Origin of the sequence: Seohaeicola nanhaiensis (assembly GCF_042654245.1) — a bacterium.
Classification (GTDB): Bacteria; Pseudomonadota; Alphaproteobacteria; order Rhodobacterales; family Rhodobacteraceae; genus Seohaeicola_A; species Seohaeicola_A nanhaiensis.
In genome coordinates, this window is the sequence record NZ_JBHSGI010000033.1 from 344,243 (window position 1) to 363,017 (window position 18,775).

The 18,775-nt window shown below is 67.9% G+C and carries 17 protein-coding genes; 7 read left to right on the top strand and 10 right to left on the bottom strand.

Going from position 1 to position 18,775, the window contains the following annotated elements; all coding sequences use genetic code 11:
- Positions 1 to 31: 31 nt before the first annotated feature.
- From ACFO5X_RS22930 to ACFO5X_RS22940, 3 genes are read right to left on the bottom strand one after another with little or no spacing between them, the layout of a single operon-like run.
- Positions 32 to 1,297: a TRAP transporter large permease gene (locus ACFO5X_RS22930; RefSeq protein WP_380721944.1), complete on the bottom strand. Its 1,266-nt coding sequence runs from the start codon at positions 1,295 to 1,297 to the stop codon at positions 32 to 34.
- A complete protein-coding gene (locus ACFO5X_RS22935) occupies positions 1,294 to 1,836 on the bottom strand; it encodes a TRAP transporter small permease (RefSeq protein ID WP_380721946.1) in 543 nt (180 codons plus the stop codon). Before ACFO5X_RS22935 ends, ACFO5X_RS22930 begins: the two co-directional genes overlap by 4 nt.
- Entirely contained in the window at positions 1,829 to 2,926 is a 1,098-nt protein-coding gene (locus ACFO5X_RS22940) for a Zn-dependent alcohol dehydrogenase (protein ID WP_380721948.1), read from the bottom strand. The genes ACFO5X_RS22935 and ACFO5X_RS22940 overlap by 8 nt, the downstream gene beginning before the upstream one ends.
- Before the next feature lie 340 nt (positions 2,927 to 3,266).
- Here ACFO5X_RS22940 and nth point away from each other — a divergent pair, with 340 nt between their 5' ends.
- The 3 genes from nth to ACFO5X_RS22955 are packed head-to-tail and all read left to right on the top strand — an operon-like array spanning position 3,267 to position 5,493.
- Complete coding sequence (gene nth / locus ACFO5X_RS22945) at positions 3,267 to 3,911, top strand: endonuclease III (RefSeq protein ID WP_380721950.1); 645 nt, start codon at positions 3,267 to 3,269, stop codon at positions 3,909 to 3,911.
- Positions 3,908 to 4,897, top strand: a complete 990-nt coding sequence (locus ACFO5X_RS22950) for an adenosine kinase (protein ID WP_380721952.1) — start codon at positions 3,908 to 3,910, stop codon at positions 4,895 to 4,897. The genes nth and ACFO5X_RS22950 overlap by 4 nt, the downstream gene beginning before the upstream one ends.
- Positions 4,894 to 5,493, top strand: coding sequence for a GNAT family N-acetyltransferase (locus ACFO5X_RS22955; protein ID WP_380721954.1), 600 nt, complete (start codon positions 4,894 to 4,896; stop codon positions 5,491 to 5,493). The genes ACFO5X_RS22950 and ACFO5X_RS22955 overlap by 4 nt, the downstream gene beginning before the upstream one ends.
- 84 nt (positions 5,494 to 5,577) lie before the next feature.
- Here the strand turns inward: ACFO5X_RS22955 and ACFO5X_RS22960 are convergent, their stop codons facing one another.
- Positions 5,578 to 6,612, bottom strand: a complete 1,035-nt coding sequence (locus ACFO5X_RS22960) for an NAD(P)/FAD-dependent oxidoreductase (RefSeq protein ID WP_380721956.1) — start codon at positions 6,610 to 6,612, stop codon at positions 5,578 to 5,580.
- A gap of 120 nt (positions 6,613 to 6,732) precedes the next feature.
- Between ACFO5X_RS22960 and mnmC2 the strand changes: the two genes are divergently transcribed.
- Together mnmC2 and ACFO5X_RS22970 are read left to right on the top strand one after the other, a co-directional pair.
- The gene (mnmC2, locus tag ACFO5X_RS22965; protein WP_380721958.1) at positions 6,733 to 7,392 is read left to right on the top strand and encodes a tRNA (5-methylaminomethyl-2-thiouridine)(34)-methyltransferase MnmC2; all 660 of its coding nucleotides are present in this window, start codon (positions 6,733 to 6,735) and stop codon (positions 7,390 to 7,392) included.
- Entirely contained in the window at positions 7,389 to 8,258 is an 870-nt protein-coding gene (locus ACFO5X_RS22970) for a DMT family transporter (RefSeq protein WP_380721960.1), read from the top strand. Before mnmC2 ends, ACFO5X_RS22970 begins: the two co-directional genes overlap by 4 nt.
- Before the next feature lie 4 nt (positions 8,259 to 8,262).
- Here ACFO5X_RS22970 and ACFO5X_RS22975 read toward each other — a convergent pair whose 3' ends face one another.
- Positions 8,263 to 10,242, bottom strand: coding sequence for a lytic transglycosylase domain-containing protein (locus ACFO5X_RS22975; RefSeq protein ID WP_380722354.1), 1,980 nt, complete (start codon positions 10,240 to 10,242; stop codon positions 8,263 to 8,265).
- A gap of 137 nt (positions 10,243 to 10,379) precedes the next feature.
- Between ACFO5X_RS22975 and dapA the strand changes: the two genes are divergently transcribed.
- Positions 10,380 to 11,255, top strand: coding sequence for a 4-hydroxy-tetrahydrodipicolinate synthase (gene dapA, locus ACFO5X_RS22980; RefSeq protein WP_380721962.1), 876 nt, complete (start codon positions 10,380 to 10,382; stop codon positions 11,253 to 11,255).
- Positions 11,256 to 11,444: 189 nt separating this feature from the next.
- Here dapA and ACFO5X_RS22985 read toward each other — a convergent pair whose 3' ends face one another.
- From ACFO5X_RS22985 to ACFO5X_RS23005, 5 genes are all read right to left on the bottom strand, one after another.
- Positions 11,445 to 12,317, bottom strand: a complete 873-nt coding sequence (locus ACFO5X_RS22985; RefSeq protein ID WP_380721964.1) for a dimethyl sulfoxide reductase anchor subunit family protein — start codon at positions 12,315 to 12,317, stop codon at positions 11,445 to 11,447.
- Positions 12,317 to 13,066: a 4Fe-4S dicluster domain-containing protein gene (locus tag ACFO5X_RS22990; protein WP_380721966.1), complete on the bottom strand. Its 750-nt coding sequence runs from the start codon at positions 13,064 to 13,066 to the stop codon at positions 12,317 to 12,319. The genes ACFO5X_RS22985 and ACFO5X_RS22990 overlap by 1 nt, the downstream gene beginning before the upstream one ends.
- A 24-nt stretch (positions 13,067 to 13,090) precedes the next feature.
- A complete protein-coding gene (locus ACFO5X_RS22995) occupies positions 13,091 to 15,904 on the bottom strand; it encodes a molybdopterin oxidoreductase family protein (RefSeq protein WP_380721968.1) in 2,814 nt (937 codons plus the stop codon).
- A gap of 64 nt (positions 15,905 to 15,968) precedes the next feature.
- Positions 15,969 to 16,739 (bottom strand): TSUP family transporter, encoded by a 771-nt coding sequence (locus ACFO5X_RS23000; RefSeq protein WP_380721970.1) that lies wholly within the window; start codon positions 16,737 to 16,739, stop codon positions 15,969 to 15,971.
- Complete coding sequence (locus tag ACFO5X_RS23005; RefSeq protein ID WP_380721972.1) at positions 16,714 to 17,850, bottom strand: citrate/2-methylcitrate synthase; 1,137 nt, start codon at positions 17,848 to 17,850, stop codon at positions 16,714 to 16,716. Before ACFO5X_RS23005 ends, ACFO5X_RS23000 begins: the two co-directional genes overlap by 26 nt.
- A 36-nt stretch (positions 17,851 to 17,886) precedes the next feature.
- Here ACFO5X_RS23005 and ACFO5X_RS23010 point away from each other — a divergent pair, with 36 nt between their 5' ends.
- Entirely contained in the window at positions 17,887 to 18,738 is an 852-nt protein-coding gene (locus ACFO5X_RS23010) for a phosphate acyltransferase (protein ID WP_380721974.1), read from the top strand.
- The last annotated feature ends 37 nt before the right edge of the window (positions 18,739 to 18,775 follow it).

Consider the following 18,775-nt stretch of genomic DNA (forward strand, 5'->3'; position numbering starts at 1 on the left):
TTGATGTGCTGTAGGTGCCGCGACACGGCGCCTATTCGAAGACGGTCGACAGCCAGGGCGCCCACCACAGGACCCCCAGCGCGAGAAGCAGCGTGAAGAAATAGGGCAGCGCCCCGCGCATCACCGTCGCTATCGACACGTTGAAATATCCGCTCAGCGCGAACAGGCTCATGCCCACCGGTGGCGTCACCTGCGCGATCATCATGCAGGCGATGGTCAGGATCGCGAAATGCGTCGGCGAATAGCCAATCGCCTGCACCACCGGAAACACGATGGGGATGGTGATGTAGAGGATCGGAACCGGATCCAGCACCGTGCCGAGCACGATGAAGATCAGCAGGATCATCAGCATTGTCAGATGCTCGCTGACCGGCAGCGAGGTCATGAACAGCGTGAAGCTCTGCGGGATGTTGGCAAATGTCAGCGCATTGGCAAACACCGTCGCCCCGCCGAGGATCACGAAGATGATGGTCGTGGTCACCACCGCTGCCTCGGCGCTGCGGGTCAGGATGCGCAGCGTGAAATTCCTGCGCTCGAAGATCGCGCTCATCACCAGCACATAGGCCACGGCCACCGCCGCCGCCTCGGTCGGGGTGAACAGCCCGGCATAGATGCCGCCCAGCACGATGGCGGGCATCGCCAGCGCCGGCAGCGCGGCCACGAAACTGTGCCACACATCGCCCGCACTGGCCCGCGCGCGCAATTCCTGCTTGCCGAACCAGCTCAGCGCGATGGCCGTCAGCACCAGCAGGACGGTGATCACCAGGCCGGGGATCACCCCGGCGAGGAACAGGCGCGAGACATCCATCTGCGCGATGGCGGCGAAAAGGATCATGTAGATGCTGGGCGGGATCATCTGCCCCAGCGTGCCCGACACCGCGATGACCCCCAGCGCGTCCTTGCGGTCGTATCCCGCGCGCATCATGTAGGGCAGCAGCATGGAACCGACGGCGACCACCGTCGCCGTGGACGACCCCGACAGCGCCCCGAAGATCGCGCAGGTCACGACGCCCGTGGCGGGCAGGCCGCCGCGCAGGTGGCCCAGCAGGTTCTCGATGAACCGGAACAACCGCCCGGCAAGGCCCATGTCGGTCATCAGGTTCCCGGCCAGCAGGAAGAAGGGCACCGCCAGCAACAGCCAGCTGTCGATGGCGATGAACAACTGCGAGACGACGGCCTGCACCGGCATCCCGATGTCCAGCAGCAGGATGATGCCGCCCGAGACCAGCATCGCCGCCCAGATCGGGGACCCGGCGATCATCAGCAGAAAGAAGGCGGCGATGCCGAAAAGGGTCATGCCAGCGCCTCCACGGCATTCAGGGGAACGCCCGCGATGCGATAGACGACGCGGAACAGGGTGTAGAGCAACGCCAGCGCCATGCCGGCGGGCAGCGCGGCCGAGGGGATCCAGGCCTTCATCTCGCCCGACATGGTGGCAAGGCCCATGGCGTAGAGACCGGCTTCCCAGTCCCAGGCAGCCAGCAGAAGGGCGGCCAGCAGCAGCGCCATCAGCACCGACAGCACCAGGTCGAACCAGCGGTGCGCGCGGGGCGGCAGCAGGTCGGTCAGCACCGTCATCGCCAGATGCGCGTTGCGGGTGATCAGCGGGCCGAAATACAGCAGGACCGCATAGACGATGGAAAAGCGGCACAGCTCTTCCACGATCCCGTAGGACGAGCCGAACAGATAGCGCAGCACCACGCTGGCGAAGGCCAGCAGCGCGCTGGCCCAGATCAGACAACCGGCGATCACCGCAAGCACCCGGTTCAGCACAGTCTCGATCCGGCGCACCGCGCCGACAAAGCCGCCCGTCAAGGGCAGGGCGCGCTCATTCATAGCGGATCAGTCCGCGCGCCAGCCGGCCCTCGTGCAGGTCGTGGAAGGCCTCGTTGATCTGGTCCAGCCGGTAGGTCTGGCTGATCAGCTCGTCCAGTCGCAACCGCTTGCTCAGATACAGATCGACCAGCCGCTCGACATCCAGCTTGGGCCGCGCGCCGCCATACATCGACCCGGTCAGAACCTTTTCCGAGAAGGGCAGGCTCAGCGCCTCGATCTCGCAACAGCTTCCGACCGGCGCCGCGCCGACGACGATGGCTTTCCCGGCCGGGCGGATCGCATCATAGCATTGGCGGATCGTCGTCTTGTTGCCGATCGCCTCGAAGGCGAAATCGACACCGCGTCCGCCCGTCAATTCCCGCGCCTTCGCCACCGGATCCTCGCTGCGGGCGTCGACCACATGGGTCGCGCCGAAGGTCTGCGCCATGGCCAGCTTGTCGGGGTTCATGTCCGACACCAGGATCACCGAGGCGCCGGCGATCTTGGCCGCCTGCACCGCGTTCAGCCCGACCCCGCCCGAGCCGACCACCAGAACCGAGTCGCCCGGCCGCACCGGCGCCGCGTTGAACACCGCCCCGGTGCCGGTCAGCACCGCGCAGCCGATCAGCGCCGCCACGTCCATCGGCATCTCGTCGGGGATCTTCGTTGCGCAGCGCGCCGGCACCACCGCCTCTTCCGCGAAGGACGAGACCGCCATGTGATGCAGCACCTCGTCGCCCTTGCGCAGCCGCGTCGTGCCATCCGGCATGGTGCCGTGACGCAACATGCTCATCCCGACCTCGCAGAGGTTCGGATGCCCCGTGCGGCAGAAATAGCAGCGCCCGCAGTCGTAGAGGAACGACAGCACCACCCGGTCGCCGACCTCCAGCCCGGTGACGTCCGGCCCCAGTTCCTCGACATAGGCCGAGGCCTCGTGCCCCAGCACGATTGGCAGCGCCGAGGGCCGGGCGCCTTCGATCCGGGTCATGTCGCTGTGACAGACGCCGCTGGCGGCAAAGCGGATGCGGATTTCGCCGGCCTGCGGCGGCAAAAGATCGACGTCCTCAAGGCTCAGCGGTTCACGATAACCGCGTAGCACGGCTGCTTTCATTGGACGCTCCTCCCTCAAGGTCCGAATCCCCCCGAGCCTGCTCAGGATGATCCATATATTGGACATGTGAGACATGAATATGGATTTCGTCAAGAATAATGACGATCCCTCCGTAAAGAGGCAGAGCCCAAGAGCGAGGAAACGCATTATTTTTTGTTTGAAGCCACCTGGTTGGCTGAAAAGTCATTCGAAGCCATATCACATGAAGGTCTTCATATATGGACACCGATTGGTCGCCCCCAACTCAGCCCCATCCGCCCGCCGGTTTCTGCGCCCCGACCCGGCCGGCACCGCCATTCTCCGTTGCAGAGGCCGCCTCGCTGCGGCATCAAGGCGCGCAATGGCCAGCCAACTCGACTATCATACGATCCGCGAGATCTTCACGCGCTTCCATGCCGCCGAGCCCGAACCGAAGGGCGAACTCGAGCATGTGAACGCCTTCACCCTCGTGGTGGCCGTGGCGCTGAGCGCGCAGGCAACCGATGCGGGGGTGAACAAGGCCACCCGCAAGCTGTTCCAGATCGCCGACACGCCGGAGAAGATGCTGGCGCTGGGCGAAGAGGGGCTGACCGAGCACATCAAGACCATCGGCCTCTTCCGGCAGAAGGCCAAGAACGTGATGAAGCTCTCGCGCATCCTGGTCGAGCAATACGGCGGCAAGGTGCCCAATTCCCGCGCCGCCCTGCAATCGCTGCCCGGCGTCGGGCGCAAGACCGCCAATGTCGTGCTGAACATGTGGTGGCACTACCCGGCGCAGGCGGTCGATACCCATATCTTCCGCTTCGGCAACCGCTCGGGCGTCGCGCCCGGCAAGACGGTCGACCATGTCGAGCGCGCCATCGAAGACAACATCCCGGCCGATTTCCAGTTGCACGCGCATCACTGGATGATCCTGCACGGCCGCTACACCTGTGTCGCCAGAAAGCCGAAATGCCCGGCCTGCCTGATCCGCGACCTCTGCCAGTTCGAGGACAAGACCCTATGAAAACCTACGATCTCGTCGGCATCGGCAATGCGATTGTCGATGTCATCTCCAAGGCCGACGACAGCTTTCTCGACCTCATGGGAATCGAGAAAGGCATCATGCAGCTGGTCGAGCGCGAGCGCGCCGAGGTGCTCTACGGCGCGATGGAAGGCCGGGTGCAGACGCCCGGCGGCTCGGTCGCCAATACCATCGCCGGGGCCGGGGCGCTGGGCCTGACCACCGCCTTCATCGGCCGCGTCCGCGACGATGCGCTGGGCCGCTTCTATGCCGATGCGATGCAGGATCACGGCATCGATTTCGCCAACCCGCCGGTCAAGGACGGCGAGCTGCCCAGCTCGCGCTCGATGATCTTCGTCTCGCCGGATGGCGAACGCTCTATGAACACCTACCTCGGGATCTCCTCCGAACTCAGCTCGGACGACGTGCCGAAAGAGGTGGCGGGGCGCGCCAAGATCATGTTCCTCGAGGGCTATCTCTTCGACAAGGACAAGGGCAAGACCGCCTTCCTCGAGGCCGCCCGCGACTGCCGGGCCGGCGGCGGCAAGACCGGCATCGCCATCTCCGACCCCTTCTGCGTCGAACGTCACCGCGCCGACTTCCTCCGGCTTATCGAGAACGACCTCGACTTCGTCATCGGCAACGAGGCCGAGATCCGTTCCCTCTACGAGACCGAGGATCTGGAGGCGGCGCTGGCACAGGTGGCCGCCATCTGCCCGCTGGTGGTCTGCACCCGCTCGGGCGACGGTGTGTCGGTGGTGGCCGATGGGATGCGCATCGACGTGCCCGTCGTGAAGGTCGTGCCGGTCGATGCCACCGGCGCGGGCGACCAGTTCGCCGCCGGCTTTCTCTTCGGCCTCGCCACCGGGCGCGATCTGGAAACCTGCGCGAAGATGGGCTGCGTCTGCGCCGGCGAGGTGATCTCGCACATCGGCCCGCGCCCCGAGGCCGACATGCCCGCGCTGCTGCGCGAGGCCGGCTTGCTGTGATCCTGACCGACGGCTTTCACGATGTGCCGCGCGGCCGCGTGGCGACCGTGGTGACGCATCTCGAAATGCGCACCCCGGCCGAGGTGAAGCCCTGCGTGGTGGCCGAGGGCTATACCTTGCGCCATGTCGAGTCGCCGCAGGTGGACTGGTATCGCGATCTGTTCCTGCGCGTCGGCGGGATGGACTGGCTCTGGTTCTCGCGCCTGCGGATGGACGCGGCGCAGTTGCTGCGCATCATCACCGATCCCGATGTGCAGATCTTCGCGCTGGAACGGGACGGCCGGGCCGAGGGGCTGCTGGAACTGGACTTCCGCACCAGTGGCGAGTGCGAGATTGCCTTCTTCGGCGTCGCCGCGCCGCTGACCGGCGCCACGGCGGGCCGCTTCCTGATGAACCATGCGATCACCACCGCCTTTGCGCGTGGCATCGACCGGCTGCACGTCCACACCTGCACGCTCGACCATCCCCGCGCGCTCGGCTTCTACCTGCGTTCGGGCTTCACCGCGCTGCGCCAGCAGGTCGAAATCCAGCCCGACCCGCGGCTGACCGGCGACCTGCCGGAAAGCGCTGCTCCGCAGATTCCGGTGTTTCGGTAAAGGCGCAGGCGCCCTTACCTTCTCGCCCGAAGACGCGTCCCGCTGTGTGAACGCTGCACCCTCGGCCGGCCGGCTGAGACCGCGCTACATCGACGCCTCGGGCCGGAACCCCTCCGGGATCGCGTCCCGCCCCTCCAGCATCAGATCGGCCATCACCTCGGCAACTTTCGGCGCCATGCCGAAACCGATCTTGAAGCCGCCATTGGCGATGAACTGGCCCGGGACCAGCGGATGCGCCCCCAGCATCGGCGCGCGCGACCGGCTGCGCGGGCGCAGGCCGGCCCAGCGTTCGATCACCTCGGCCCCGGCCAGCACCGGCAGCGCCGCGCGGGCCCGATCGATCAGCGCGTCCAACTGAGCGTCGGTTGACGTCGGGTCGCTGAAGTCGCGCTCGCTGGTCGATCCCAGCGCCAGTGTGCCATCCGCATGGGGCACCAGATGCAGCGTATCGACAAACAGCTGCGGCGCGTCGCGCGCATCGAAGCGGAACAGCGCCGCCTGACCCTTGACCGCGCCGCCGACTGCGCGGCCCGTGGCGCGCGACAGCTCGGCCAGCCCGGCGGCCCCGGTGGCGTGCAGCAGGATACCACTCTCGGCCCCCTCGGTCACCACCTCGGCCCCGCCCGCACGCAGCGCCGCGACCAGCGCGGCGCAGGCGCGGCGCGGATGCAGCCGCGCGCTCAGCGTGTCGCGGATCAGGAACCCGGTAGGGCTGGGCGGCGCAAACGCCCCCGCCGCCTCGGCCGCGATCACCTCCCAGACCGCGCGCCCCTGCCAGAGCTCGGCAGCCGTCTCGCCCCGCTGCCGCGCCAGCACGAGCGCCGCCGCATCCGCGACCGGCTGCAACCGCCCGAGACGCGCGTATCCGGGATCGACCCCGCCAGCCCCGGCGACATCGGACCAGAACCCTTCTGCCATCAGCAGGCTGTCGAGCTGGAACGCCTTCTTGGCGTTCCAGTTCTCCGGCACATGCGGCGCCAGCGCGCCGACAATGCCGCCGCTCGACCCCGCGCCGGGGCCATGCGGGTCGATGACGCGCACCCGCGCGCCGCGCCGCAGGCAGGCCCAGGCGATCGACAGGCCAAAGATCCCGGCGCCACGGATGGTGATATCGGCCATGGTCTCAATAATCCTCTTCCGGCTTGCTGCCTTCTAGTCGGATCGGGCCGCCGGTGAAACCCGGCTTGCCTAAGCCCGCGCGCAGGGGCAGAAGCGACAGGCGGACACCAGAGGCGCAACATGGACCAGGGCAGGGCCGATATCGACTGGCGCGACGGGCGGATCCCGGTCTCGCGCCGCTTTGACGACCCCTATTTCAGCCTCGACAACGGGCTGGACGAGACGCGCCATGTCTTCCTCGCCGGCAACGGCCTGCCCGACCGGTTCCGCGACGGCTTTCACATCGCGGAACTTGGCTTTGGCACCGGCCTGAACCTGCTGGCCACGATCCAGGCCTGGCCGGGCGGCAACCTGCAGTTCACCAGCTTCGAGGCCTTCCCGATGGAGGCCGCCGAAATGGCACAGGCCTTGGCCGCCTTCCCCGATCTCGCGCCGCTGGTGCCGGGCCTGCTGGGCGGCTGGACACCCGAAGGCGGCACCTGGCAGGTCGCCCCGGGTGTCGACTTCACCCTCGTCACCGGCGACGCGCGTAACACGCTGCCCCGCTGGCAGGGCTGCGCCGACGCCTGGTTCCTCGACGGCTTCTCCCCCGCCAAGAACCCCGAGCTCTGGGAGCCGTCGCTCCTGGCCGAAGTCGCGCGCCACACCGCACCAGGTGGCACCGCCGCCAGCTATACCGCCGCCGGACACGTCCGCCGCGCGCTGGCCGAGGCCGGCTTCACCGTCGAACGCGCGCCCGGCTTCGGGCGCAAACGGCACATGACAAGGGCCCGCCTGTGACACAGTCGAACAACATACCTCTCGGCATCACGCTGATGATCGCCACCACGATTGTCTTCTCGCTGCAGGACGGCATCTCGCGCCATCTCGCCGGAGCCTACAACCCGATCATGGTGGTGATGGTCCGCTACTGGTTCTTCGCCGCCTTCGTCATCGTCGTCGCCTCGCGCAAGGCCGGCGGTCTGCGCGCCGCCGCCGCCACCTCGCAGCCTGTGTTGCAGGCCTTCCGCGGCCTGCTGCTGGCGGCCGAGATCGTGGTGGCGGTCTATGGCTTCACCCTGATCGGCCTTGTCGAAAGCCACGCCGCCTTCGCCTGCTATCCGCTGATCATCGCCGCGCTCTCCGGCCCGATCCTGGGCGAAAAGGTCGGCTGGCGCCGGTGGAGCGCCATCGGCGTCGGCTTCCTCGGCGTGCTGATCATCCTGCAGCCGGGCTTCGGCGTGTTCAATCCGGGCATGATCGTGCCGCTGATCTCGGCCGGCATGTTCGCGGTCTACGGCCTGCTCACCCGCTATGCCGGGCGGCGCGACCGCACCGCCACGTCCTTCTTCTGGACCGGCACCGTCGGCGCCGTCTTCATGACCGCCGTCGGCATCTGGTATTGGGAGCCGATGAGCCCCGGCGACCAGATCTGGATGGCGACGCTCTGCCTGACCGGCGCGCTGGGCCACTGGCTGCTGATCCGCTGCTACGAGGTGGCCGAGGCCAGCGCGGTGCAGCCCTTCGCCTACTTCCAGCTGGTCTTCGCCTCGACGCTGGGCCTGATGGTCTTCGACGAAACGCTGCGCCCGAATGTGGTGATCGGCGCGGCGATCATCGTCGCCGCCGGGCTCTTCACGCTCTGGCGCGAGCGGCAGAAGGGCTGACCGCTCAGGGCGCGTAGGCCAGCAGCGTTGACCCCGCCAGTTCGCGCGAAAAGGGGATCGGCAGCGGATCGCGGCCCAGACGCGCGCGATAGACCGGCAGGCTTTCGGTCACGCGCATCACATAGTTGCGGGTCTCGTCAAAGGGGATCATCTCGATCCAGTCCACGATGGCGGAATCGTCGGCGGGCGCCGAATTGCGCGGATCGCCGAACTGCTCCATCCAGCGGGTCGGCCGCCCCGGTCCGGCGTTGTATCCCGCGGCCATCATCACCACATTGCCGCCCATCTCTCCCGCCAGCTTGGACAGATAGCTGGCGCCCAGCGTGGCGTTGTAATCCCACTCGGCGGTCAGCCGCGCGGTGTCGTGCTTGTTGCCGATCCCCAGCCGGTCGGCCATCAGCTTGGCCGTGGCGGGCATCACCTGCATCAGCCCGCGCGCCCCGGCGCCGCTGACCACGCCCGGATCGAACTCGCTCTCGCGGCGGGCGATGGCAAGCGTCATCTCGGGCGCCATCGGCAGCTTCATCTCGGCCACCGGGTGCAGAGGGTAATAGGCGCCATAAAGCACCTGCGCCCGCTGCGCCGCCCGCTTGGCGATCATCACCGCCAGATGCGGCCGGTCCATGTCGACCGCCATCTGCCCCAGCTGCAAGGCCGCCTTCTCGTCCAGCGACTCGACCAGATGGGTCAGGAACCTTTCGCCCAGATCGGCCTCGCCCGAGGCCAGCAGCAAGAGGCCCGCCTCCAGCACGCTCGACTTCATGAAGGCCGCATCGCGCCAGGCCGGATGCGCCGGCGGCTTGCGCAGCTCGGGGTCGAAGGGCAGGCCGCCGCGTTCCGCCGATAACAGCCCGTAGAACGAGGTCTGATACCGCGCGCCCATCTCATAGGCCTTCTGCGCCGAGGCCTTGTCCCCAAGCGCCTGATACGCCCGGCCCAGCCAATACCCGGCACGCCCCTTGGAGATCGGCGATTCGATGGCGGCGTCAAAGCGCTTGAAATGCACCAGCGCGGTCTTCGGGTCATTCAGCTTGCGCAGCGCGATGAAACCGGCCAGCCACTCCAGCTCGGCATGGATATAGCCGGCCTCGGGCGTGGTGTGATGGCTCGCCGCCACGCGATAGGCCTTTTTCGGATCGCCTGCGCGGATCAGCTGGCGCGCCATGTCGATCCGCCGCCCGGCCCAGGCCGCCGGCTCTCCCAGCGAGGCCGCATCGGTGCTGCGCTCCAGCAGCAGCGTCACCGCGTCGTCCCGCCCCTTGCGCGCGCGCCAGACAAAGCGGTCATAGGCCAGCCCCGGCGCATTCGCGAGCTTGCCCGGCACGGCGGCGATGCGCGCATCGACCCCCGGCGCCTGTTCCCTCAGGGCCAGCTGCGCCTCGGCCAGCGCCCGGCGGCCCTCGTCAACCAGCGGCAGCATCCGGCGGGCATTGATCGGCTGGTTGTCCCACAGCATCCGGTCCAGCCGGGCGGCGTGGTGCTTTTCCAGCAGCTGCCGGTAGCTGGCCAGATAGGCCGCCTGCGCCGCATCCGACATCGGCATGGTGCGCCAGGCCAGCACCAGCTCGGCCTCGCCGTCGCCCTTCTTGCCCGCGCCGATCAGCGCGGCGGCATGGGCCAGCGCCCCCTCGGGCGTCTGCGGGCGCTCGTCGGCGAAGAAGGCCAGCACCGTCTTCGGCCCGGCCGCCGCGATCGCGCCCTCGCTCTTGGAACGCAGCCAGTCCAGCCCCGGCCAGTCGGGACGGCGCTTGAGAAAGGCGTTCACCTCCTCGGCGGTGCCGCGCCCGGCGCGCAGCCGGTGCCATTCGACGATATCGCGCGCCACCGACCCGGGCTTGCCCGCCTCGGCCAGCGCCTCGTCCCACCGCCCCGCGCGCATGTCGACCATCGCCTGCGACATCTTTCCGGCCTGGTCGGCCTTGGCCGAGGCCGGCAGCGGGGCCAGTGCGATAAGCATGAGGAAGAGCGCAAGGAGTCGCGTGATCACTTGAAAGACCCGGTTAAGAAAGGCTAGAGGCTCTGGACGATACCCGAGCATATGGCGGGATCAACTCACATTCGTGCCAGCGGCACGATCTCGGCGGGAAATCCGCCCCAACCGCGAAGACAGGAAGCGCAGAAATGTTCACAGGTTCCATGCCCGCACTCGTCACCCCGTTCCGCAACGGCGAGCTGGATCTGGACGCGCTGAAACACCTGGTCGAATGGCATATAGAGCAGGGCTCGACCGGGCTGGTTCCCGTCGGCACCACGGGGGAAAGCCCGACGCTCAGCCACGAGGAACACGAGACCGTGGTCGAAACGGTGGTCAAATCCGCCGCCGGCCGCGTGCCGGTGATCGCCGGGGCGGGGTCGAACAACACGACCGAGGCGATCCGCTTCATCAGGTTCGCCGAAAAGGTCGGCGCCCAGGCCGCCCTGGTGGTGACGCCCTATTACAACAAGCCGACCCAGCGCGGGCTGATTGCGCATTTTACGGCCGTGCATGATGCCGCCAACCTGCCGATCATCATCTACAACATCCCGCCGCGCTCGGTCATCGACATGACCCCGGCGACGATGGGCCAGCTCGCGAAACTGCCGCGCATCGTCGGGGTGAAGGACGCCACCGCCAAGCTCGACCGCGTCAGCCAGCAGCGCGCCGCCTGCGGCAAGGACTTCATCCAGCTCTCGGGCGAGGATGCCACCGCGCTGGGCTTCAACGCCCATGGCGGCGTCGGCTGCATCAGCGTGACCGCCAATGTCGCCCCGAAACTCTGCGCCGAGTTCCAGGCGGCCACGCTCGCCGGTGACTACAAGACCGCGCTGGAGTATCAGGACCGGCTGATGCCCCTGCACGAGGCGATCTTCATCGAGCCGGGTCTGGTCGGGGCGAAATACGGCCTGTCGAAACTCGGCCTCTGCTCGGAAGAGGTGCGCTGCCCCCTGACCACGCTGGAAGAGGGCACCAAATCCGCCATCGACGCGGCCATGCGCCACTCCGGCCTGCTGAACTGACCGGCGCCAACGCCCTCTGACACAGGGGGCAGGTGGGGGCTCTGCCCCCGCCGCGCCTGCGGCGCGGCCCCCCGAGGTATTTGAAAACCAGAGAAGCCAGGGGCGCGGTGCCTCTGGCTTCTCTGGTTCTGAAATACCTCCGCCGGAGGCATCGCGCGGCACGCGCGATTTCCGGCGCAGCGGTCGGGGTCAGCGCCGCCCGTAATAGAGGCCGACCACATGCTCGGCCTCGGCAAAGAACAGCCAGCGGGCGGTGATCACCCCGGCGAGATGGCAGACCACGGCCACGGCCGCCAGCGCGTGGCTGAACGGCAAGAGCAGCAGGACCACCGGCACCACCGCCATCAGCGCAAGCGCGATCACCCGCAGCTTGGCCACGTGGCGCCGTGCGACGACGAAGACCATCTCGCGCGTCAGGTAGTTGCTGCCGGTATGGGGCGGCTCGAAGGCGCGCACGCTGCCGATGGGGCCAAGACCGGTGGCCGAGGCCAGCGTCGTGCCCGAACCCGCCAGCGCCCGGTCGCCCGTGACCCAATACGCGGCCTGCACCAGCCCGGCCAGCACCAGCAGCGCCAGCGCCGCCGTGATCTGCCCGGACAGCAGCGCGCCGCCCGCCAGCGCCGTGGCGACGAACATCACCGGCGTCAGCGGCAGGTTCCAGCGCGGCACCGTCTTGAGCTGCGCGTAGATCATCGAGGTGGCCAGAACCGTGGCCAGGCTCAGCCCGGCGCCGATCCAGCCCAGCAGACTCCAGCGCGCGCCGAAAAACACCAGCCCGGCGCCATAGAGCGCCATCACGATCAGCGTGGCGACCGACAGCCAGCCCTCGCGGCTCAGCCAGCTGGTCTTCCACTGGGTGAAGGCCTTCAGCGCCCGTTCCGGGTGGCCAAGGTGAAAGGTCGAGGCCGAGAGCCCGCCCACCGCCAGCAGGTAGCCCAGCACGAAAAAGGCGAAGGCGGTCCAGCCGGTGACATCGGGATATCCGAGGCCGAGGAAGATCAGCAGGCCAAAACCGAGACCCGACAGCGAGGTGAAGAGAATGACGGAAGGTGCCGGATGCATCAGAGTTTCCCCAGGGCGCGGTCGAGCCAGCCGAGAAAGCCCGCGGGCTCTTCCACGACCGGCGCAAGCAGCGGCGCCAGAATGTCGATCTGCCCGTCCAGCTGGTCCTTGGGCCGCGGCGGCAGATACTTGTTGACCGGTTTGGTGCCCATCTCGGGCATCAGGTCCATCCCGCCGCGCTCGGCCGTCAGGCGCGAGACATGGCTGTCGGGATCGGCGAAATCGCCGAAATGGCGCGCGCCGGCAGGGCAGGTGCGCACGCAGGCGGGCACGCGATCCTCTTCGGGCAGGTTCTCGTTATAGATCCGGTCGACGCAGAGGGTGCATTTCTTCATCACCTTCTCTGCCTGATCCATCTCGCGCGCGCCGTAAGGGCAGGCCCAGGCGCAAAGTCCGCAGCCGATGCAATCGCTCTCGTTCACCAGCACGATGCCGTCCTCGGTGCGCTTGTAGCTGGCGCCCGTGGGGCAGACGGTGACGCAGGGCGCGTCCTCGCAATGCAGGCAGGACTTGGGGAAGTGGATCAGCTGTGCCGCGCCGGTCGCCGGCTGCACCTCGTAGGAATGCACCCGGTTCAGGAAGGTGCCCGAGGGATCGGCGCCATAGGGCTCCTGATCCGACAGCGGCGCGCCATAGTTCTCGGTGTTCCAGCCCTTGCAGGAAATGACGCAGGCATGGCAGCCGACGCAGGTGTCGAGGTCGATCACCAGGCCCATCTTGCGGGTGGTGCTGGCGGGAAGCTCAGTCATGCCGGTTCTCCTCTCTTGCGCGCGTCATTTCCCGACCTTCCATTCCAGTTCCTCCGGACCGGTCCCGACCGGCGAATTGATCGGCGGGAAGGCGGGCTGGCTTTCCGCCGGCGCCGCCACCTTCTCGATCCGCACCCGCAGGTCGAACCAGGCGGCCTGACCGGTCACCGGGTCCGAGTTGGCCCAGCGTTGCCCGTCGCCCTTTTCCGGCAGCAGTTCGTGGATCAGGTGGTTCAGCAGAAATCCCTTGGTCGCCTCGGGGGCGTCGGGCTCCAGCGCCCAGGCGCCCTTGCGCTTGCCGATGGCGTTCCAGGTCCAGACCGTATCCGGGTTCAGCGCCGCCATCTCCATCACCGGCACCACGATGGCGCCATGGGGCGAGGTGACCCGCGCCCAGTCGCCATCGCTCAGCCCGTGCCGCCGCATCAGCGCGGTGGGCACGTAAAGCGGATTGTGCCCGTGCAGCTGCCGCAGCCAGGCGTTCTGGCTGCCCCAGCTGTGATACATCGCCATCGGCCGCTGGGTCAGAGCGTGCACCGGGTAATCGCCCCCGGCGCCGGCGGTTTCGTACCAGATCGGCAGCGGGTCGAGCTGGTCGCGGATCCGCGCGCGCAGATGCTCGGGCGGCTGGCGCGTGCCCTGGCCCTCGGCCGCCAGCTGGAAGCGGCGCAGCGGCTCGACATACAACTGGAACAGATAGGGCAGGGGCTTGTCATACAGCCCCGTCTCGACCGCCCAGTCCTGATAGGCAGTGTTCCACGGCTTGTAATAGCTGGCCTCGGTCGGGACGTGGCGTACCCAGAAGCCGCCGTTCTCGATATAGCGGTCCAGCTGCTCCGGGTTCACCCCGCCGCGCCCATGGCCGCTCCCCGTCTCGCCGGGGATCCGCCAGCCCGACAGCGGCCCGACACCGGGGCGGCGTTCGTGGTTGACGATATAGTCGGCGTAATCGGCGTATTTCGCCGTGCCGTCGGCATTGGTGAAATGCGGCAGCTTCAGCCGTGCACCCAGCTCGCAGAGCGCCGACTGGAACCCCTTCACGTCGCGGTCCGGCGTGATCACCGGCCAGCGGATCGCATCCGCCGCGCCATCCGCCTCGGAAATCGGCCGGTCCAGCAGCGAGATGCAGTCGTGCCGCTCCAGATAGGTCGTGTCGGGCAGGATCAGGTCGGCATAGGCCACCATCTCGGACGAATAGGCATCCGAATAGATGATGCGCGGAATCACGTAGTCGCCGTTCTCGTCGGTATCGGTCAGCATCTTCATCACGCCGCCGGTGTTCATGGACGAGTTCCACGACATGTTCGCCATGTAGAGGAACAGCGTGTCGATCTTGTAGGGATCGCCGGCATGGGCGTTCGAGATCACCATATGCATCAGCCCATGGGCCGACATCGGGTTTTCCCAGGAAAACGCCTTGTCGATCCGCGCCGGGCTTCCGTCTTCCTTCAAGGCCAGATCGTCGGGACCGTGGACAAAGCCCAGGTGCGGCCCGTTCAGCGGCTGGCCCGGGGTCACGCCGACATGCGGCTTGGGATGCGCCTCGGATGGTTTGGGATACGGCGGCTTGAAGCGGAAGCCGCCGGGCACCTCGACCGTGCCCAGCAGGATTTGCAGCACATGCAGTGCGCGGCAGGTCTGGAACCCGTTGGCATGGGCCGAGATCCCGCGCATCGAGTGGAAACTGACCGGGCGGCCCTTCATGGTCTCGTGCGTCTCGCCGCGGAAATCGGTCCAGGCGATGGGCAGCTCGAAGGCCTCGTCAAAGGCGACCCGCGCGATCTCGCCGGCCAGCGCGCGGATGCGGGCCGCCGGGACGCCACAGCGCTCGGCCACCGCCTCGGGCGCATAGTCCGCCGCAAGATAGCGCTCGGCCATCAGGTGGAACACCGGGCGGTGCGTCACGCCCGCGCGGCGCAGGGTGCCCGACAGGTCGGGACGCAGGCCCTTGCGGTCGAAGGCGGCAGGCTGGCCCGTCGCGCTGTCGATCACCAGCGGCTTGCCATCGTCGTCCCTCAGGAACAGCCCGTGCGTCTCCGACGAAGGATCGCAATCCACCAGAACCGGCGCGTTGGTGTAACGGGCGAGATAGTCCAGATCGACCTTCCCCGCCTTCAGCAGCACATGGATCAGCGACAGGATCAGCAGCCCGTCGCTGCCCGGCGTCACGCCGATCCAGTCGTCCGCGACGGCGTTATACCCGGTGCGGATCGGGTTCACCCCGATCACCCGCGCGCCCCGCGCCTTCAGCTTGCCGATGCCCATCTTGATCGGGTTGGAATCGTGATCCTCGGCCACCCCGAACAGGATGAATAGCTTCGTATGATCCCAGTCCGGCTGCCCGAACTCCCAGAAGGCGCCGCCCATCGTGTAGATGCCGGCCGTCGCCATGTTGACCGAGCAGAACCCGCCATGCGCGGCATAGTTGGGGGTGCCGAAACTCTGCGCCCAGAAACTGGTAAAGCTCTGCGACTGGTCGCGGCCGGTGAAGAAGGCCAGCTTTTCCGGATTGCTTTCGCGGATCGGCGCCAGCCACTCGGTCGCGATGGTCAGCGCCTCGTCCCAGCTGATTTCCTCGAACTGCCCCGACCCGCGCGGCCCGACCCGCTTCAGCGGCGCGCGCAGGCGCGAGGGCGCGTTGACCTGCATGATGCCCGCCGACCCCTTGGCGCACAGCACGCCCTTGTTCACCGGATGGTCGCGATTGCCCTCGATATAGGCGACCTTCCCGTCCTTCATGTGCACGTTGATGCCGCAGCGGCAGGCGCACATGTAGCAGGTGGTCTTGCGGATCTCGTCCGAGACTTTGGGCGAGGTGTCGATGCGGGGCTGGTTCATTGGGGGTTCCTTCCGGGGCGCAGGCTAGGGTCGGGGCGCGCCAAGGTAAAGCGGGGCACGCGCATCATCGCACGGCCAGCCGTTGGACGATGCCGATGGCCGCAAGCGTCAGCAGCAGCGACAGGCAGAACTTGCGGTAATGGCGTTCATAGGCCGGGGTGAACAGCCGGCGGCCAATCCACAGACCGGCCAGGCAGGGCAGCACCAGCACCAGCGCGCGCTGCAGCGCCAGCCAGGTCATCATGCCGAAACCGATCTGCCAGCACAGCGACAGCGCCCCGCCCAGAAAGACGCTGAAGATCATCGAGGCCCGCGCCACCCGCGCCGGCATGTTCAGCGCCAGCACATACAGCACGATGACCATGCCGCCGATCGAGGCAAGGCCGGTCGCCAGCCCGGCAACCAGCCCGACCGCCAGCGTGGTCGGCAGGCCGCCCGCCGGCAGTTGCACCCGCGCCAGCTGCAACGCCGCCAGGGACGAAACCAGCGCCAAGGCGATCAGAGCCGACAGGTTCGGATCGACCGTCGTTGTCAGCATCAGACCGGCCGGGATGCCCAGGGCGGCGGCGGCGTGCAGGCGCAGCAGCATCCCGGTATCCGCCTCGCCGACGCCCCGGCGCAGCAGCATCGCGCTGGCGGCAAGCTCCAGCAGGGTGCAGACCGGGATCAGCACCACCGGCGGCAGGATCAGCACGCAACTTGCCATGATCAGCGCCGACAGTGCAAAGCCGGAAAAGCCCCGCACCACGCCGGCGCAGAACACCGCCGCCATCACGTAGGTCAGTTCGTATGGGCCAAGCCCCAGCACGTCAGCCCCGCTTGTCCATCTCGACATAGGCGCGCGGCTCCGGCCCGTCGTACAGCGTCAGCGGCCGGATCAGGATGTTGTTCCGCTGCTGCTCGACGCACTGGATCACCCAGCCGGGCATCCGCCCGATGGCGAAGATCGGCACATACAGATCCATCGGGATCTCGTGCAGCTGATAGATCACGCCGGAATAGAAATCGACGTTCACGTTCAGCCCGTGGCGCGCATAGGGCTTCATCGCCTCGACCACGGCCTGCAGGATCTCGTACCACTCCGGCGCGCCCATCTCCTCGCCCAGCTTCTTCACGCCGTCGCGCATGTGCCGCGCGCGCGGGTCCTCCTTGCGATAGACCCTGTGGCCAAAGCCGGTGACGGCCTCTTTCGCCGCCCGCTTGGCCTTGACGTAAACGGCCGCCCGGTCGGGCGTGCCGATCTCCTTGACCATCTTCATCACGTCCTCGGCCGCGCCGCCGTGGGCCGGGCCCGCCAGCGTCGACAGCGCGGTGACGATGCCGCCGTGCAGGTTCGCCTCGGTCCCGATGGTGACGCGGGCTGCAAAGGACGAGGCATTGGAGCCATGCTCGGCGTGCAGGATGAAATCCACATCCGCCAGCCGCGCCGCGTCGGCGCTGGGCTTTTCGCCCTTCAGCATCCACAGCCAGTTCGCCGCATGGTTCAACGTCGCATCCGGCGCCACCGGCGCCCGCCCGTTGCGGATCGCCTCATGCGCGGCCACCAGCACCGGCACCTGCGCGGTCAGCTTCAGCCCGTTGGCGATGAAGGCCTCCTCGCCCACCTTCTGGCTGTCCTCGTCGAGCGCCGCCAGCGCCGATACGGCGGTGCGCAGCACGTCCATCGGATGGCCGTCCTTCACCGCGCGGATGATGTCGAACACCGCCGGCGGCACCGTCCGCGCCGCGCGCAGAGCCGCGTCGAACTCGGCCAGCTCGGTCTCGGTCGGCAACTCGCCGTGGATCAGCAGATAGCACACTTCCTCGAAGGTCGAATGCGTCGCCAGGTCGTGGATCGAATAGCCGCGATAGCTCAGCTCGCCCGCGCTGCCGTCGATGTCGCTGACGCCGCAGCGCTCGAAATAGACCCCTTTGAGGCCCCGGTTGATCTTGACGGTCTCGGTCATTTCAGGCTCCTTCGTACATTCTTGCAGGGGGCGGATATGGCTTTGATGGATCGTTTGGCGCAGGCCGCGCGGCAGAAACACGCCCGGGTGGTCTTCCCGGAACTTGACGAGCCGCGCGTGGCCGAGGCCGCCGCCCGGCTGCGCGCCGAAGGCCTGTGCGAGCCGCTGGGCCTCGGCGAAGTGACCGAGGCGCAGGTCGCCGCCCTGGTCGCCGCCCGCGGCATGAAAGAGGCGCTGGCCCGCCGGATGCTCGACAAACCGCTGATCCGCGCCGCCGCGATGGTGGCCGCGGGCGAGGCCGACGCGATGGTCGCCGGGGCCGACAGCCCGACCCGCCGGGTGATCGAGGCGGCGGGCCTCGCCATCGGTCTGGCCGAGGATGTCGCGACGCCCTCGTCCTTCTTCCTGATGCTCTTCCCCGACGGGCGCGAGATGGTCTTCGCCGACTGCGCCGTGAACGTCGCCCCCGACGCCGTCGCGCTCGCCGCCATCGCGCGCGCCTCTGCCGCCTCGGCCGCTGCCCTGCTGGGGGAGGCGCGGGTGGCGCTGCTGTCCTTCTCCACCGGCACTTCGGGCGCGGGCGACAGCGTCGACACCGTGCGCGCGGCGGCCGAATTCACCGGCTTCACCGGCCCTGTGCAGGCCGACGCCGCGCTGAACGCCGGCATCGCCGCGAAGAAGGGACTGGGGGCAGGGGACGCCAACGTGCTGATCTTCCCCTCGCTCGATGCGGGGAACATCGCGTACAAGCTGGCGCAGGAACTGGCCGGCGCGCAGGCGCTGGGGCCGTTCCTGCAGGGCTTCCGCAAGCCGGTCTGCGATCTGAGCCGGGGGGCGACCTCCGATGACATCGTGGCCGCCACAGTGGTGACTGTGGCGATGGCGTGAAACATCATGCCATCGCCGCCAATATCACGAGACAGCC

Coding starts and splice junctions, on each gene's coding strand:
- ACFO5X_RS23000 (WP_380721970.1), bottom strand. CDS start 16,739: ATGTCGAGATGGACAAGCGGGGCTGACGTGCTGGGGCTTGGCCCATAC.
- ACFO5X_RS22950 (WP_380721952.1), top strand. CDS start 3,908: ATGAAAACCTACGATCTCGTCGGCATCGGCAATGCGATTGTCGATGTC.
- nth (WP_380721950.1), top strand. CDS start 3,267: ATGGCCAGCCAACTCGACTATCATACGATCCGCGAGATCTTCACGCGC.
- mnmC2 (WP_380721958.1), top strand. CDS start 6,733: ATGGACCAGGGCAGGGCCGATATCGACTGGCGCGACGGGCGGATCCCG.
- ACFO5X_RS22960 (WP_380721956.1), bottom strand. CDS start 6,612: ATGGCCGATATCACCATCCGTGGCGCCGGGATCTTTGGCCTGTCGATC.
- ACFO5X_RS22930 (WP_380721944.1), bottom strand. CDS start 1,297: ATGACCCTTTTCGGCATCGCCGCCTTCTTTCTGCTGATGATCGCCGGG.
- ACFO5X_RS23005 (WP_380721972.1), bottom strand. CDS start 17,850: ATGACCGAGACCGTCAAGATCAACCGGGGCCTCAAAGGGGTCTATTTC.
- ACFO5X_RS23010 (WP_380721974.1), top strand. CDS start 17,887: ATGGCTTTGATGGATCGTTTGGCGCAGGCCGCGCGGCAGAAACACGCC.
- ACFO5X_RS22985 (WP_380721964.1), bottom strand. CDS start 12,317: ATGCATCCGGCACCTTCCGTCATTCTCTTCACCTCGCTGTCGGGTCTC.
- dapA (WP_380721962.1), top strand. CDS start 10,380: ATGTTCACAGGTTCCATGCCCGCACTCGTCACCCCGTTCCGCAACGGC.
- ACFO5X_RS22990 (WP_380721966.1), bottom strand. CDS start 13,066: ATGACTGAGCTTCCCGCCAGCACCACCCGCAAGATGGGCCTGGTGATC.
- ACFO5X_RS22995 (WP_380721968.1), bottom strand. CDS start 15,904: ATGAACCAGCCCCGCATCGACACCTCGCCCAAAGTCTCGGACGAGATC.
- ACFO5X_RS22940 (WP_380721948.1), bottom strand. CDS start 2,926: ATGAAAGCAGCCGTGCTACGCGGTTATCGTGAACCGCTGAGCCTTGAG.
- ACFO5X_RS22935 (WP_380721946.1), bottom strand. CDS start 1,836: ATGAATGAGCGCGCCCTGCCCTTGACGGGCGGCTTTGTCGGCGCGGTG.